A 14,326-nucleotide genomic window follows, 5' to 3' on the forward strand; every position below is an offset into this window, starting at 1 on the left:
TTCTACCCTTATTCTTTGTGGAATTTCCCATCAGCTTCTATGGCTTCTTGCATGGTTTTAATGCCATTGTCCTTATTTTCTAAACCTTTTTTAATGTAAGCCCCATAGGTGCAAAGCCCTAAAACAATAAAAAACACGCTCATCGCCCATTTGACTTTTCTCAAACCTTGAATGCTCACATTCTTAAACCACCCCCATTTAATCGCTAAGCGATACAACCCAATAGAGCCATGCAATTCTACGGCAAACAATAAGAAAATATACAAAAGCCAAAAGTTTTGCGTTACAAAACGATAGCTTGAGCCATGGGGCCCGATACTTTCAGGCTCTGTGAGCATGACAAATAAGTGGATACTCGCTAAGAAAAACATCGCAAACCCGGTTATGGCTTGAATAAACCACAAGCTCGTATCGCCATGTTTCATCAAATGCTTATGGGTTTTAAAAACTTTGTATTGCCTGTAATTGATAGGGAATTTCCGAAGTGCCAAAAAAGCATGTGCGACTAAAATAAGAATAATCCCTGCTGCAACCACGCTCACAATAGCCGGCTCGCCTGCTTTTAAAAACAAACTCCCTTCAAAAAATTTCGCTACTTTATACATGGCTTCATCGCTAATCAAGATGCTTGAGACCAAAAACATGTGTGCGATCATAAAGAGCGCTAAAATCAAGCCCGTAGCACTCTGTAAAAAATCTAGCTTAGCATAAATACCGCTTTTTTTAAGCCCTTTGCTAGCGCCATAATAACCCTCTATAATTTCTTCTTGTTGCATAAAAACTGCTCCTAAAAACTCAAAATTAACCTGAATCGTTTGATGCAAAAACACTGCCTTAATTTTACTACATTTGAAATAATTTTTCTTATAAACAAAACCTAAATTAAGAAAAAATTCAATTCAAGGGGGCTATTGTTTAAAATTTACATTTTTTAAACGCTATTGGATATAATAAGGGATAGTTACCACCTAATAAAATAAGGATCATTCAATGACAAAAATTGCCATGGCTAATTTTAAATCCGCTATGCCTATTTTTAAAAGCCATGCGTATTTAAAAGAATTAGAAAAGACTTTAAAACCGCAGCATTTTGATAGGGTGTTTGTATTCCCTGATTTTTTGGGGTTATTGCCTAACGCATTTTTGCATTTCACTTTAGGAGTGCAAAACGCTTACCCTAGAGATTGTGGAGCTTTTACCGGTGAAATCACTTCAAAGCATTTAGAAGAATTGAAAATCAACACGCTTTTAATAGGGCATAGCGAGAGGCGAATGCTTTTAAAGGAAAGTCCTAGCTTTTTGAAAGAAAAGTTTGATTTTTTTAAAAGTAAAAATTTTAAAATCATCTATTGTATTGGCGAAGAATTAACGACCAGAGAAAAGAGTTTTAAGGCTGTAAAGGAATTTTTAAATGAGCAATTAGAAAATATTGATCTTGATTATCCCAATTTAGTGGTGGCGTATGAGCCTATTTGGGCGATTGGCGCAAAAAAGAGCGCTTCTTTAGAAGATATTTATCTCACGCATGGTTTTCTAAAGCAAATTTTAAATCAAAAAACGCCCTTGTTGTATGGGGGGAGCGTGAATACACAAAACGCTAAAGAAATTTTAGGGATTGATAGCGTGGACGGCTTATTGATCGGGAGTGCGTCTTTGGAATTAGAAAATTTTAAAACAATCATTTCATTTTTATAAAGGAAAATCATGGGATTTTTAAAAGGTAAAAAAGGGCTTATTGTAGGGGTGGCAAACAATAAATCCATCGCTTATGGGATCGCACAATCTTGTTTCAATCAAGGGGCTACTTTGGCTTTCACTTATTTGAATGAGAGCTTAGAAAAGCGCGTGAGGCCTATCGCACAGGAATTGAATAGCCCCTATGTGTATGAATTAGATGTGAGCAAAGAAGAGCATTTCAAGTCGCTATACAATAGCGTTAAGCAGGATTTAGGCTCATTGGATTTTATCGTTCATAGCGTGGCCTTTGCTCCAAAAGAGGCTTTAGAGGGGAGCTTGTTAGAAACTTCTAAAAGCGCGTTTAACACCGCTATGGAAATTTCTGTTTATTCTTTAATAGAGCTGACAAACACTCTAAAACCTTTATTAAATAACGGAGCGTCTGTTTTGACTTTAAGCTATTTGGGCAGCACCAAATACATGGCTCATTACAATGTGATGGGGTTGGCTAAAGCGGCCCTAGAGAGCGCGGTGCGTTATTTAGCGGTGGATTTAGGCAAGCACCATATACGAGTGAATGCCCTATCAGCTGGGCCTATCAGGACGCTCGCTTCTAGCGGGATCGCTGATTTTAGGATGATTTTGAAATGGAATGAAATCAACGCCCCTTTAAGAAAAAATGTGAGTTTAGAAGAAGTGGGCAATGCCGGGATGTATTTGCTCTCTAGCTTGTCTAGTGGGGTGAGTGGGGAAGTACATTTTGTGGATGCTGGCTATCATGTTATGGGCATGGGAGCTGTGGAAGAAAAAGATAATAAAGCCGTGTTGTTGTGGGATTTGCATAAAGAACAATAAGGGGTATTGATGAAATTAAGCGAATTGTTAAGTGCCTATTCTATTGAAACGGGATTTTCAAACGATTTTGAAGTGCATGCTTTAGCGGAATTAGATAAGGCTACGCCCAATGATATTAGCTACATTGACCAAGCGCGTTACCTTAAACTTTTAAAAGATTCCAAAGCCGGGGCAGTGTTTATCCGTAAAAAAGAATCTTCTAAAGTGCCAAAACACATGCAAGCTTTAATCGTGGATAACCCGCATCTAGCTTTCGCTAAAGTTTCGCATGCCTTTAAAATCCCTTTTTTTAAAAACCCAGAAAGCGTGATTGAGTCTAAACATTTTGAAAAAGTAACGATCATGCCTAATGTTATGATTGGAGAGGGCGTAGAAATTGGCGAAAATTCTTTGATTTATCCGGGCGTGGTGATCGCTGATGGAGTCAAAATCGGTAAAAATTGTATTTTGTATCCTCGTGTGGTTTTGTATCAAAACACGATTTTAGAAGACAATGTTACCATCCATGCAGGCAGTGTGATTGGAGGCGATGGCTTTGGTTATGCACACACCGCTTTAGGAGAGCATGTCAAAATTGAGCATGTGGGGATTGTTAGGATTCAAAAAAATGTAGAAATTGGAGCTAACACGGCGATTGATAGGGCGGTGTTTGGTGAGACTTTGATTAAAGAGGGCGTTAAGATTGATAACCTGGTTCAAATTGGGCATAATTGCGTTTTAGGCGAACACAGCATTGTGGTCTCTCAAGTGGGCTTGAGCGGCTCTACAACCACTGGCCGTAATGTGGTTTTTGGCGGTCAAGTGGGCATTGGGGGGCATTTGCATGTGGGCGAATTCACTCAAATTGGGGGTAAAAGCGCAGTGGGTAAAGACTTGCCCCCTAACACTAATTTTGCCGGAGCGATCCCTGCTATGGAAATCCATGAGTGGCACCATTTCTTGGCTCATTTACGAACGAATTTTAGAAAACAGCAAAAAACGAGTTTGTTGCAAAAAGCTAAAGGGTTTTTTAAGTCTTAAAGTTAAAGAATGAAATAAGCTATAATAAGCCCATTTTGAATACGAATGATTATTTTAATAAGGACAATCCATGAAAGATAGTTTTCTTTTCACTTCTGAATCAGTAACCGAGGGGCATCCTGACAAAATGGCTGATCAAATCAGCGATGCGGTTTTAGATTATATTATTGAGCGGGATCAAAAAGCCAAAGTCGCATGTGAGACTTTGGTTGCTAATGGTTTTTGCATGATCACTGGCGAGTTAAAAACTTCTGTTTATGCCCCTATGCAAGAGATTGCAAGAGAAGTGGTTAAAAAGATTGGTTATACAGACGCTCTTTATGGCTTTGATTATAGAAGTGCAGCGGTTTTAAATGGCATTGGCGAGCAAAGTCCTGATATTAATCAGGGTGTGGATAGAGAAGATGGTGAGATTGGGGCAGGGGATCAAGGGCTTATGTTTGGTTATGCGTGCAAGGAGACTGAAACGCTCATGCCCTTACCCATTCATTTAGCGCACCAGCTCACTTTCGCTCTGGCTCAAAAAAGAAAAGACAACACTCTGCCTTTTTTAAGGCCTGATGGCAAGTCTCAAGTGAGCGTGCGTTATGAAAACAACAGACCTGTAAGCGTTGATACGATTGTCATTTCCACCCAACATTCCCCAGAAGTTTCGCAAAAACATTTAAAAGAAGCCGTGATTGAAGAGATCGTGTATAAGGTTTTACCCAAAGAATATTTGCATGACAATATCAAGTTTTTTGTCAATCCTACAGGAAAATTCGTTATCGGTGGGCCACAAGGCGATGCGGGCTTAACGGGTAGAAAAATCATCGTGGATACTTATGGGGGGAGTTGCCCGCATGGGGGGGGAGCGTTTAGCGGGAAAGATCCTAGTAAAGTGGATAGGAGCGCAGCTTATGCGGCCCGCTATGTGGCTAAAAATCTGGTAGCGAGTGGGGTTTGCGATAAAGCGACTGTGCAGCTTGCTTATGCGATTGGGGTGATAGAGCCGGTGTCTGTTTATGTGAATACGCATAACACGAGCAAGTATTCAAGTGCGGAGTTGGAAAAATGCGTGAAATCGGTTTTCAAACTCACGCCAAAAGGCATTATTGAAAGCTTGGATTTGTTGAGACCCATTTATTCGCTCACTTCAGCTTATGGGCATTTTGGGCGCGAATTAGAGGAATTCACTTGGGAAAAAACCAACAAAGCCGAAGAGATTAAAGCGTTCTTTAAGCGTTAAAAAAATGTTTTAAGGGTAATATTTTAAAAAATTTTTGTATAATCAACAATTCACAAGGAGTTTAAATTGAAACAAAGAACGCTGTCTATTATTAAACCGGATGCACTTAAGAAAAGAGTGGTAGGCAAAATCATTGATCGCTTTGAGAGTAACGGCTTGGAAGTGGTTGCTATGAAACGCTTGTATTTGAGCGTTAAAGACGCTGAAAACTTTTATGCGATCCACAGAGAGAGACCCTTTTTTAAAGATTTAATAGAATTTATGGTCAGTGGTCCGGTAGTGGTTATGGTTTTAGAGGGCAAAGATGCGGTGGCTAAAAACAGAGATCTTATGGGAGCGACTGATCCCAAACTCGCCCAAAAAGGCACTATTAGAGCGGATTTTGCTGAAAGCATTGACGCTAATGCGGTGCATGGGAGCGATAGTTTGGAAAACGCGCACAATGAAATCGCTTTCTTTTTTGCCGCTAGAGATCTTTAAGATTTAAGGGCGTTTTAAGTTAAGCATGCAATTTGAAATGCGTAAAATCGCTTTTAATGTGCCTAAAGCGTTTTCTTTAGAGCATGAGGGAGTGGTTTTAGAGGGCGAAGTTATGCGAGTGGGGGCGAAATTGTTCCGCTTGAAAGTGCGTCTTAAGGGTGAATTGATGCTTATTTGCGATACAAGCGGTAAAGAGTTTAAAAAAAGTCTTGATGAGTCGTTGGTTTTGCATATTTCAGACGGGTTATGGGATACGCAAAGCCAAAGTTTGGATTTTGATAATTTAGATGTTATTGAGTCTTTCAATGGTTTTATTGATTTGAGCGAAATTTTACGCTCTGAAGTGGAGTCTATTAGATTAGACTACCATTATGCAGATTGAAATTAAGGAGAATTTATGGCAGTACCTGATAGAAGAGTGAGCAAGACAAGAGCGGCAAAAAGGCGCACGCATTACAGCGTTAAGTTGGCTAAGCCCATAAAAGCTAAAGATGGCACTTGGAAGCTTCCCCACCATATTAACAAATTTACTAAAGAATACTAGTATAAAAGCTATCTTTAATGATAGAAAGTATTTTAAAGGATTGCAACGGGTTGCAACAAGCCTTTTAAGGACGCATGATGAAAATTGTAATAGACTTAATGGGGGCTGACCATGGGGTTTTACCCGTTATTGAGGGAGTCTCAAGGGCTTTAGAAAATAAGAGTTTTAGTGCGGTTTTAGTGGGGGATAAAGACAAAGCAACCCCTTTTATTTCTAAAGAGTTAGCCAGCAAAGTGGAAATGATCCACACGCAAGATTATATTAAAATGGAAGAAGCCGCCACTGAGGCGATTAAGCGTAAGGAATCTTCCATTTACTTGGGTATGGATATTTTGAAAAATGGGGCTGACGCTTTGATTTCAGCGGGGCATAGCGGAGCGACTATGGGTTTAGCAACCTTGCGTTTAGGGCGTATCAAGGGGGTTGAAAGGCCTGCCATTTGCACTTTAATGCCAAGCGTTGGCAAACGCCCTAGCGTGTTATTAGACGCAGGAGCGAACACGGATTGCAAGTCTGAATATTTGATTGATTTTGCTCTTATGGGGTATGAATACGCTAAAAGCGTGTTGCATTATGATAGCCCTAAGGTGGGTCTTTTGAGTAATGGCGAAGAAGATATTAAAGGGAACATGCTCGTTAAAGAAACGCATAAAATGCTGAAAGCTTATGACTTCTTTTATGGCAATGTGGAGGGGAGCGATATTTTCAAAGGGGTTGTGGATGTGGTGGTTTGCGATGGCTTTATGGGGAATGTGGTCTTAAAGACAACAGAAGGGGTCGCTAGCGCGATAGGCTCTATTTTTAAAGATGAAATTAAAAGCTCTTTTAAATCTAAAATGGGGGCTTTGATGCTTAAGAATGCGTTTGATATTTTAAAACAAAAAACCGATTACGCTGAATATGGGGGAGCGCCGCTTTTAGGCGTGAATAAAAGCGTGATCATTAGCCATGGCAAGAGCAATGCTAGAGCGGTTGAATGCGCGATTTATCAGGCTATTAGCGCTGTTGAAAGTCAGGTTTGTTTGAGGATCACTAAGGCGTTTGAGAGCTTGAAGCCTAGCGTTTCTGTGCCTCAAAGTGATCAGCAAGACGCTTAAAGATGACTATGTTAAGGGGATTGAATGGAATTTTACGCCTCTCTTAAATCCATTGCGATGCATGTTCCAAGCGAGCGTGTGAAAAATGCAGAGTTCCAGCAATTTTTGGATACCAGCGATGAATGGATAGAAAAAAGGACCGGTATCAAAGAACGCCGTTTCGCTAACGATGAAGAAAAAAGCAGCGATTTAGGGGTAATAGCGGCTAAACAAGCCATAGAGAGAGCGCATTTAACCCCCAAAGACATTGATTTGGTGGTTGTAGCGACTTTAAGTCCTGATTTTTTAGCCATGCCTTCAACCGCTTGCGTGTTGAGTGCGAAATTAGGCATTGAAAACAAGCCGGCGTTTGATATTTCAGCCGCTTGCACGGGTTTTATTTATTTATTATCGGTGGCTAAGGCTTATGTTGAGAGTGGAATGTATGAAAATGTGCTGATTGTGGGGGCAGAAAAAACGAGCAGCGTGTTAGATTTTAAAGATAGGGGGACTTGTATTTTATTTGGCGATGGGGCTGGAGCGTGCGTGATAGGCAGAACCAAGCGTTTAAAAGAAAGCATTTTGGATGTGCAAATTTCAGCGAATGGGAATTTTTCTAATTATCTTTATACGCCAAGGACTTTAAAACCCACTCCCTTTAACGCTAAAGAAGAAGCTTTAGAGCCTTTTTTATGCATGAAAGGCAATGAAGTGTTTAAACTAGCGGTGAAAACGCTTTTAAAAGATGTGGAAATGATTTTAGAAAAAAACGCTCTCAAACCTGAAGATGTGCGTTTGTTTATCCCGCATCAAGCTAATTTTAGGATCATTCAAGCGGTGCGAGAGCATTTGGATTTTAAAGATGAGCAAGTGGTTTTAACCGTGCATAAATACGGCAACACTTCAGCAGCCAGTATCCCTATGGCCATGTGCGAAGCTTATGAAGAGGGGCGTTTGAAAAAGGGCGATTTAATGCTTCTAGATGCTTTTGGTGGGGGATTGACTTGGGGTTCAGCATTGGTGTATTTTGGAGGAAATTAGGAAAAGATTGAAGGAATATTTTGATGAAAAAGATGATTTTTTTATTTTTAGTCATGCTAGGGGGTTTAGAAGCGCAAAGCACTTATTGCAGCGATCATTGCGAAGGCACGCCAGATAGCCGTATCCCTCCTATGGAGTTTCATTTCAGTTTTGTGCATTCAGTGAAATATTACTTGCAAGATCCGCAAGAGCGCGATCACAAGCTTGAAAAATGCCACAAAGCCTTTGATTCGACGCTTAAGGTTAATTTTATTACGAAGTCTTTTAAAAAAGATTGCAAGCATGCGCAAATGGCTTTAGAGCAAGCTCAAAAAGGAACTCCATAAAGGGGTTTCTTTAGGGATTTTATTTCTTATAGCAGAAATTATTTTTAAAGTAAAAGACAAATCATGTTAGGATCAATAATTCTTATCATGATTGTTGTTTGTGTTATTTGTGGTGACGATGATGATGGTGGGTGTTTTACACTCATACTTTTTATAGCTGTCTTAATAGATGTCTTAATATTTGTTTTATTATATTTGTTTTGATAGGTAATGATTAGTAGCTTCTCAATCAAAAACTCAACCAACAACCAATTGAGAACCAAGTATAGATCAATTAATATTTTTTAGTCTGTTTTTAAGAAACCACCGCTTGCTAAGCAAACTTTTTGACATTAAAAAAGCTTTTAGCATTTTTGAATTTTATGACCAACACTTCATCAGAGTAGAGACTAAAAACTCTTTTTATTGAGAAAATTTATGGTAATACTCGCCCTTGTCCGTGATGATTTTAACTTCTAACAATTGGTTAGGCTTGCAATCCAGGCGGTAAAATATCTGTTGTGAATACTTTAATTCATGATCAAAGAGCTTTTCTTTTTTAAACTTATCGCCAAATTTGGGTTCCACTTTTTTAGTCGCTTCGCATGAATTTCCCCTATTGACAATAAGATTTTTAATCACCACCGGTTCATTATTCATAGAAGTGATGCTTAAAAGACTGGAATTCGTCATTTTCCCCATGAGTTTCCCCCCAGTCGCACGATAATCCAGCTTGAAATCCAAATCCTTTGCCCCCACATAAACACCGCTTATAACAATCAGGCTCAAACACATTTTCTTAAACATCAAAATCCTTTCACCAATAATGTTTGTAGGGTATTATAACCAAATTTGATATACTCTTTTTTTAATCGTTGGGTTGTTGCACTCTTTTTTTATCCATTCAAATAAAAATAGAAAATTTTCTTTGGTTTCTTCGGTTATCGCATTTTGTTCGCCATACAAAAGCTTTGTTTTGAACGCCATGGCCAATCCCCTTTGCTTGTTTCTAGCGTATTGTTCTCTGTCGTTTTCGCTGAAACAATTTTCAATTTGTTTGAATTTTTTATCGCAGTCTGAGAGTTGTAAGATTGTGATAGGATCATGCCTTTCTTCATTAGCTTTTTTAAATCGTTCGCTCGTTGTGTTTTGGTCACAATCGCATTTTCTGTCATCATCTATCAAAACAATAGGGTTATGGTCTAACTCGCAAAGTTTATTAATGGTTTCTTTCATATCTTTTGGATTGTTTTTAAGCCCTGAAATGGGTAAGAAAGTGAAGGGAATGGGGTTGTCTTTGTATTGTGGGTCATGCTTATTGAAATACAATTTAAAAGCGCTCAAATAACAATAATCTGTGGTGCCTTCTACAAAGATGATTTGGTGTTTTTGGGGGTTATGAAAAACATGCTGACCCACCCCTAAAGAGCGTTTGATTTTATCTAGGGCATCAGAGTCTTTTTCCGCATTCTTTAGAGGGTAGTTAAATTCATTCTTAATCGCAGAGCCTTCTGTTTCTTTTTCTACAATCCTTATTTCGTCTAAATGATCCATATCCACTAAAAAGGGGTCATGGGTGGCTAAAACAAAAGTGGTATGATGTTTATGAGCGTATTCTTTTAAAAATTTCCTAAACTCCTTTCTGGCTGGCACGCTCAAGTGGGTGGCTGGCTCGTCCATGACATAGACAATATTCTTGTTAAAACTAAAATTTGATCCCACATTGTAGAGAAAACCAAACGCTGTGTAAGGGTTACACTCTCGGCAATATTCTGTGAACTCAGCACATCATGTATTTAATTTCTTTAGATCGGATTCTCAAACCCACGCAAGAAAAACCGGTGATTTTATCATCAAGGATTGTTTCTTCTTCTAAAATCAGAATAGAATCTTTTTCATGGGCTTTGAAATAATCGTTCTCACTGCAAAGTTTAACACCCGCATCGTTAAAGATTTTCAGAGCTTCTAAAACATTGCTTTTACCGACATTGTTTTCTCCCACTAAAACCACCAAAACCCCCCATGTTTTTCAAGACTTGAATTTAAAAGCAACTCCGCAGGCAAGTTTTTACCCAAATTCCTAAAATGGTGCAATTTCAAAACACGCTTATAAAATTTCATGCCTTATCCTTTTTTATCAAATTTAATTTATAATGCAAAATTAAACAAAACATGCTATAAAGAAAATTCAAATACTATCATTTTAAGGATTAAAATGCTCACTCAAGAAGAGGTCTTAAACGCGTTAAAAACGATCATCTACCCTAATTTTGAAAAGGATATTGTCAGCTTTGGTTTTGTCAAAAACATCGCTTTGCATGACAATCAATTAGGGCTTTTAATAGAAATCCCTTCAAGCTCTGAAGAAACGAGCGAGGTTTTAAGGGAAAATATCTCCAAAGCGATGCAAGAATTAGGCGTGAAAGCTTTGAATTTGGATATTAAAACCCCGCCCAAACCGCAAGCCCCAAAGCCTGCTACTAAAAATCTGGCGAAAAATATTAAGCATGTAGTGATGATAAGCTCGGGTAAGGGTGGTGTGGGTAAAAGCACCACCAGCGTGAATTTAAGCATCGCTCTAGCGAATTTAAACCAAAAAGTGGGGCTACTAGACGCTGATGTGTATGGCCCTAATATCCCTAGAATGATGGGCTTACAAAACGCTGATGTGATCATGGATCCTAGCGGTAAAAAACTCATTCCTTTAAAAGCTTTTGGCGTTTCTGTGATGAGCATGGGGCTTTTGTATGATGAAGGGCAGAGTCTCATTTGGAGAGGGCCCATGCTGATGCGAGCGATTGAGCAGATGCTAAGCGATATTATTTGGGGGGATTTAGATGTTTTGGTGGTGGATATGCCCCCAGGAACAGGCGATGCGCAACTCACGCTAGCCCAAGCTGTGCCTTTGAGCGCAGGAATTACTGTGACTACGCCCCAAATCGTAAGTTTAGATGACGCTAAACGGAGTTTGGACATGTTTAAGAAATTACACATTCCTATTGCGGGCATTGTAGAAAATATGGGGAGTTTTGTGTGCGAGCATTGCAAGAAAGAGAGTGAGATTTTTGGCTCAAATTCCATGAGCGGATTGTTAGAAGCTTACCACACGCAGATTTTAGCCAAGCTCCCTTTAGAGCCTAAAGTGCGTTTAGGGGGGGATAGGGGCGAACCGATTGTAATTTCTCACCCTAATAGCGTGAGTGCTAAGATTTTTGAAAAAATGGCGCAAGATTTGAGCGCTTTTTTAGACAAAGTGGAAAGGGAAAAACTAGCCGATAACAAGGACATCCAGCCCACGCAAACGCATGCTTGTTCGCATTAGTTTTAAAAGGGTTTTAAAAAACCCTTTTAATCAACCGCTTCACTTTTTGTTTGACTTTAAAAAGCAAAAATTCTATAAGGAGTTTAGAAGAAAGTCTAGGCAGAAGAAAGTCAAAAGAATGCCGTTTGTCTGAAAAAGATAGGGCTTTTTTAAGAGCGTGGATTTCTTTATCCTTATTTTGGATTTCTTTATCTTTATTTTGAAGGGATTCAAAGAGGTGATCTAAAAAGGGAGCGTTAAAATAGGCGTCTTTAAAAGGCGTTTGAATCAACGCTTCATGCCATTTTTTTGCGCCAATGACGCTTAAGAGTTTCCAGGGTTTATCGCCCCAAAAATGCAACATGCACGCTTCTTTAACGCTAGGGAATGAGGGCGTATCAAGGAAACTAGGGTGGGCATTGTATGAATAAGGCAATTCTAAAATCCTACCACGGCACACAAAACACAGAGCATCTTGATCGGTAAATAAAAGTTTTTCATTTTTCAAAAGGAAAAATCCCATCAATTGGTTTTCAAGATTTTCTTTACGCCATGATTTTAAATTTAAGGCTAAAAACCCGGCGTTAAAGTAGTTGTCAAAAAGGATTTGAGCTTCTTTTAAATTAGGGAAATTGTTGGCGACACCAATCGTTTTTGCGTGCATTTGGCGTAATTCGTATAAATCCTTAGCCGAATTCCTGTTCATAGCGATCAAATCTTTTTCTCTCACAGCCCCAAAATAATGATCATCAAGGGGGATAAAAAAGCTCTCGCTAATATCGCCAACAAACAAAGTATCCGCATCAAATGCGATCATCTTATCGTATTGCGGAAAAAGGGAGGCAAAAAAGAAACGGCACATGATCATTTTAGAAAAGCGTTTTTGTGAAAAAGCATTGAGTTTTAAATGCAATTTTTTAATTTCACCAGCTATTAAAGGATCAAGTTTGCGGTAATTATGGCGTGGTTCTAATTCTTTATCAGTAATATCCAAAAACTCTATACTAGAAAAAGCACTAAAAGGAGCGATCGTTTCTTCTAATTTGGCTATATTCTCTGGGCTTAAACCCTCCACCAAACAATGGATTTTATAAAAGAGTTTTACTCTCTCTCTCTCGTTTGGCGTTTGCTAGCATGGAAAATAAGCTCACGCCAGCAGGGATACAATAATTGTTATCAAAAGCCACAACAATAGGGACAATTTCTTGCATGCGCACTCCTTAAATCTTTAAATTGAACCCGCTTTTTGTAAAAAGGGGGTTTGTGATTTTATCGTTTTTTTTTTTTCTACAATGAGCGAGCCACTGGCGAGTTGGTTTTATGGCATAATATTAGACTCCAATAAAAAAGGTGTTTCATAAAAAGGTGCTTAATCAAAAAGTTTGGCTAGGGCTTTTAGCTTTGAATGGGGTTTTTCTCAACGCTTTTGAGTATCAAATCAGTGCGAGAGTGGGATCGTTTTCGCACATCGCTTTCAATCAGTCGGTTATCAATTCAAAAAAAGGGATTTATCCTACAGGGAGTTATGTAACCACTACCGGGGCTTTACAAGTTGATTCTAGTTTGCTCCCTAAAGGGATTGAAAACCACAAACTGGGTTTTGGGGTGGGGGGCGAAATAGGATCGTTAGCGTATGATTCCACGAAATTTTTGATTGATGAAGCCAACCCTAAGGCAGGGTTTCAGCCAGCGAACTGGTATTATATGGGGCGATGGGAGGGCTATTTGATGCAACACAGCGAAAATTGGACCAGAGAGCAAAAGGCTCAAAACGCCAGGCCTTATGTGTTATACAATTTGTATTTAGATTATCAATATAAGGATATTTTTGGGATTAAATTAGGGCGTTACCCTTCTAAAGCTTTGTTTTTGAGCGGGTTTAATCAAGGGTTTGAGCTTTTTTACCGGTGGAAAAAGTTTAGGATAGAGTGGTTTAGCACCTTTGGAAGGGCTTTAGCTAATGAGCAATCCATTAGAGATTTTTACGCTTCTGTCAATTATAAGCAAAAAACCAACTACGGCATGCACAATTTAAACCTCATTTACGAAAATAAATACATTAGGGTTGCACCTTTTATCTGGTTTTACCCTAAGAATTTTAACGCTCCTGGATTTGAAATCACCCATGATACAAAGTCTTATTGGAGATCTGATTGGCGCATCCAAACGACTTTTTACGCATGGTTTCCCCTTTATAGCGATTATTTGTCTAAAGATTATTACAGAGCCGCTTTAGTGGGTAAAAAAGCGCAAGTTTTGTTTGTTTTTCAAAGAATCAATTTCCGATCTTATCGTTTTGGCTGGAGCGTGTATAAGAATTTTGGGAACGGGAGCGCTCAATTAGGCTGGAACGGCTCACCAGTGGATCCTTTTTATGACACTAAAGATGACACCCCTTATGAAGACGCTTATTCCAATTTCTACAACGCTAATTCCATGACCATTAACGCTTTTATAGGAAAGAGCATTAAGAATCTTTTGGTGCAATTGTATGGGAAATTGACCTATTCCCCAAGGGCTGATTCGCAAAGTTTAGGGGTTACTTTTAAATATAACCTTAAAAAACATATCTATTTGATGCTCATGTTTAATGGTTATCAAATCACGATGCATAAGGGTTATAAGGTGGGGTTTTTTACAAGCGGTTACAACCCTGATTTCGCTCAAACCATTCAAGACAGAAGCTATTTTATGAGCTCTATGAGTTATCGTTTTTAAGAAATTAACATTCTTTCATGCGATTTTTTAAGCCATAGCATACCCCTTTTAAGTGCACTTTTATAGTATAATCTTAAAAAT

16 protein-coding genes and 2 pseudogenes are annotated in these 14,326 nt (G+C 38.9%); 12 read left to right on the top strand and 6 right to left on the bottom strand.

Annotated elements, in window-relative coordinates; all coding sequences use genetic code 11:
• Positions 1–8 precede the first annotated feature (8 nt).
• Positions 9–776 (bottom strand): fumarate reductase cytochrome b subunit, encoded by a 768-nt coding sequence (locus AA974_RS00780; protein ID WP_064434032.1) that lies wholly within the window; start codon positions 774–776, stop codon positions 9–11.
• A gap of 214 nt (positions 777–990) precedes the next feature.
• Between AA974_RS00780 and AA974_RS00785 the strand changes: the two genes are divergently transcribed.
• The 10 genes from AA974_RS00785 (at position 991) to AA974_RS00830 (ending at position 8,247) form a co-directional block, all read left to right on the top strand.
• On the top strand, positions 991–1,695 hold the full coding sequence (locus AA974_RS00785) for a triose-phosphate isomerase (protein WP_064433005.1): 705 nt from the start codon (positions 991–993) through the stop codon (positions 1,693–1,695).
• Between the two features lie 9 nt (positions 1,696–1,704).
• Entirely contained in the window at positions 1,705–2,532 is an 828-nt protein-coding gene (fabI, locus tag AA974_RS00790) for an enoyl-ACP reductase FabI (protein ID WP_064433006.1), read from the top strand.
• 9 nt (positions 2,533–2,541) lie between these two features.
• On the top strand, positions 2,542–3,552 hold the full coding sequence (lpxD, locus tag AA974_RS00795) for a UDP-3-O-(3-hydroxymyristoyl)glucosamine N-acyltransferase (protein ID WP_064433007.1): 1,011 nt from the start codon (positions 2,542–2,544) through the stop codon (positions 3,550–3,552).
• Between the two features lie 70 nt (positions 3,553–3,622).
• Entirely contained in the window at positions 3,623–4,780 is a 1,158-nt protein-coding gene (metK, locus tag AA974_RS00800) for a methionine adenosyltransferase (RefSeq protein ID WP_064433008.1), read from the top strand.
• A 66-nt stretch (positions 4,781–4,846) separates the two neighbouring features.
• Positions 4,847–5,260, top strand: a complete 414-nt coding sequence (gene ndk, locus AA974_RS00805) for a nucleoside-diphosphate kinase (protein WP_064433009.1) — start codon at positions 4,847–4,849, stop codon at positions 5,258–5,260.
• Between the two features lie 25 nt (positions 5,261–5,285).
• Complete coding sequence (locus AA974_RS00810) at positions 5,286–5,642, top strand: DUF177 domain-containing protein (protein ID WP_064433010.1); 357 nt, start codon at positions 5,286–5,288, stop codon at positions 5,640–5,642.
• Between the two features lie 15 nt (positions 5,643–5,657).
• On the top strand, positions 5,658–5,804 hold the full coding sequence (rpmF, locus tag AA974_RS00815) for a 50S ribosomal protein L32 (protein WP_000290428.1): 147 nt from the start codon (positions 5,658–5,660) through the stop codon (positions 5,802–5,804).
• A gap of 77 nt (positions 5,805–5,881) precedes the next feature.
• Positions 5,882–6,901 (top strand): phosphate acyltransferase PlsX, encoded by a 1,020-nt coding sequence (plsX, locus tag AA974_RS00820; protein ID WP_064433011.1) that lies wholly within the window; start codon positions 5,882–5,884, stop codon positions 6,899–6,901.
• A gap of 24 nt (positions 6,902–6,925) precedes the next feature.
• Positions 6,926–7,921 (top strand): ketoacyl-ACP synthase III, encoded by a 996-nt coding sequence (fabH, locus tag AA974_RS00825; protein WP_064433012.1) that lies wholly within the window; start codon positions 6,926–6,928, stop codon positions 7,919–7,921.
• Positions 7,922–7,944: 23 nt separating this feature from the next.
• Positions 7,945–8,247, top strand: a complete 303-nt coding sequence (locus tag AA974_RS00830; protein ID WP_064433013.1) for a hypothetical protein — start codon at positions 7,945–7,947, stop codon at positions 8,245–8,247.
• A 402-nt stretch (positions 8,248–8,649) separates the two neighbouring features.
• On the opposite strand, the gene AA974_RS00835 is transcribed toward AA974_RS00830, so the two are convergent.
• The 3 genes and pseudogenes from AA974_RS00835 to AA974_RS08280 form a co-directional block, all read right to left on the bottom strand.
• Entirely contained in the window at positions 8,650–9,033 is a 384-nt protein-coding gene (locus AA974_RS00835; protein ID WP_064433014.1) for a hypothetical protein, read from the bottom strand.
• Positions 9,033–9,966: pseudogene (locus AA974_RS00840) on the bottom strand (OLD family protein); the annotation flags it as partial. The gene AA974_RS00835 and the pseudogene AA974_RS00840, both read right to left, overlap by 1 nt.
• Positions 9,967–10,006: 40 nt before the next feature.
• The gene (locus tag AA974_RS08280) at positions 10,007–10,237 is read right to left on the bottom strand and encodes an AAA family ATPase (protein WP_230380951.1); all 231 of its coding nucleotides are present in this window, start codon (positions 10,235–10,237) and stop codon (positions 10,007–10,009) included.
• A gap of 74 nt (positions 10,238–10,311) precedes the next feature.
• On the opposite strand from AA974_RS08280, the pseudogene AA974_RS00850 reads away from it, so the two are divergent.
• Positions 10,312–11,548, top strand: a pseudogene (locus AA974_RS00850) (Mrp/NBP35 family ATP-binding protein).
• A 13-nt stretch (positions 11,549–11,561) separates the two neighbouring features.
• On the opposite strand, the gene AA974_RS00855 reads toward AA974_RS00850, so the two are convergent.
• Both AA974_RS00855 and AA974_RS07985 read right to left on the bottom strand, forming a co-directional pair.
• The gene (locus AA974_RS00855) at positions 11,562–12,602 is read right to left on the bottom strand and encodes a glycosyltransferase family 8 protein (RefSeq protein WP_230380952.1); all 1,041 of its coding nucleotides are present in this window, start codon (positions 12,600–12,602) and stop codon (positions 11,562–11,564) included.
• 13 nt (positions 12,603–12,615) lie between these two features.
• Positions 12,616–12,738, bottom strand: a complete 123-nt coding sequence (locus tag AA974_RS07985; protein ID WP_001156392.1) for a glycosyltransferase family 8 protein — start codon at positions 12,736–12,738, stop codon at positions 12,616–12,618.
• A gap of 154 nt (positions 12,739–12,892) precedes the next feature.
• Here AA974_RS07985 and hofA point away from each other — a divergent pair, with 154 nt between their 5' ends.
• Positions 12,893–14,245, top strand: coding sequence for an outer membrane beta-barrel protein HofA (hofA, locus tag AA974_RS00865; protein WP_064433016.1), 1,353 nt, complete (start codon positions 12,893–12,895; stop codon positions 14,243–14,245).
• The last annotated feature ends 81 nt before the right edge of the window (positions 14,246–14,326 follow it).

It is taken from the genome of Helicobacter pylori, assembly GCF_001653475.1.
Lineage (GTDB): Bacteria > Campylobacterota > Campylobacteria > Campylobacterales > Helicobacteraceae > Helicobacter > Helicobacter pylori_CM.

What these genes read in the sequence shown, in the direction of transcription:
- AA974_RS00780 (WP_064434032.1), bottom strand. Translation starts at nt 776, where the DNA reads ATGCAACAAGAAGAAATTATAGAGGGTTATTATGGCGCTAGCAAAGGG.
- AA974_RS00785 (WP_064433005.1), top strand. Translation starts at nt 991, where the DNA reads ATGACAAAAATTGCCATGGCTAATTTTAAATCCGCTATGCCTATTTTT.
- fabI (WP_064433006.1), top strand. Translation starts at nt 1,705, where the DNA reads ATGGGATTTTTAAAAGGTAAAAAAGGGCTTATTGTAGGGGTGGCAAAC.
- lpxD (WP_064433007.1), top strand. Translation starts at nt 2,542, where the DNA reads ATGAAATTAAGCGAATTGTTAAGTGCCTATTCTATTGAAACGGGATTT.
- metK (WP_064433008.1), top strand. Translation starts at nt 3,623, where the DNA reads ATGAAAGATAGTTTTCTTTTCACTTCTGAATCAGTAACCGAGGGGCAT.
- AA974_RS00810 (WP_064433010.1), top strand. Translation starts at nt 5,286, where the DNA reads ATGCAATTTGAAATGCGTAAAATCGCTTTTAATGTGCCTAAAGCGTTT.
- rpmF (WP_000290428.1), top strand. Translation starts at nt 5,658, where the DNA reads ATGGCAGTACCTGATAGAAGAGTGAGCAAGACAAGAGCGGCAAAAAGG.
- plsX (WP_064433011.1), top strand. Translation starts at nt 5,882, where the DNA reads ATGAAAATTGTAATAGACTTAATGGGGGCTGACCATGGGGTTTTACCC.
- fabH (WP_064433012.1), top strand. Translation starts at nt 6,926, where the DNA reads ATGGAATTTTACGCCTCTCTTAAATCCATTGCGATGCATGTTCCAAGC.
- AA974_RS00830 (WP_064433013.1), top strand. Translation starts at nt 7,945, where the DNA reads ATGAAAAAGATGATTTTTTTATTTTTAGTCATGCTAGGGGGTTTAGAA.
- AA974_RS00835 (WP_064433014.1), bottom strand. Translation starts at nt 9,033, where the DNA reads ATGTTTAAGAAAATGTGTTTGAGCCTGATTGTTATAAGCGGTGTTTAT.
- AA974_RS07985 (WP_001156392.1), bottom strand. Translation starts at nt 12,738, where the DNA reads ATGCAAGAAATTGTCCCTATTGTTGTGGCTTTTGATAACAATTATTGT.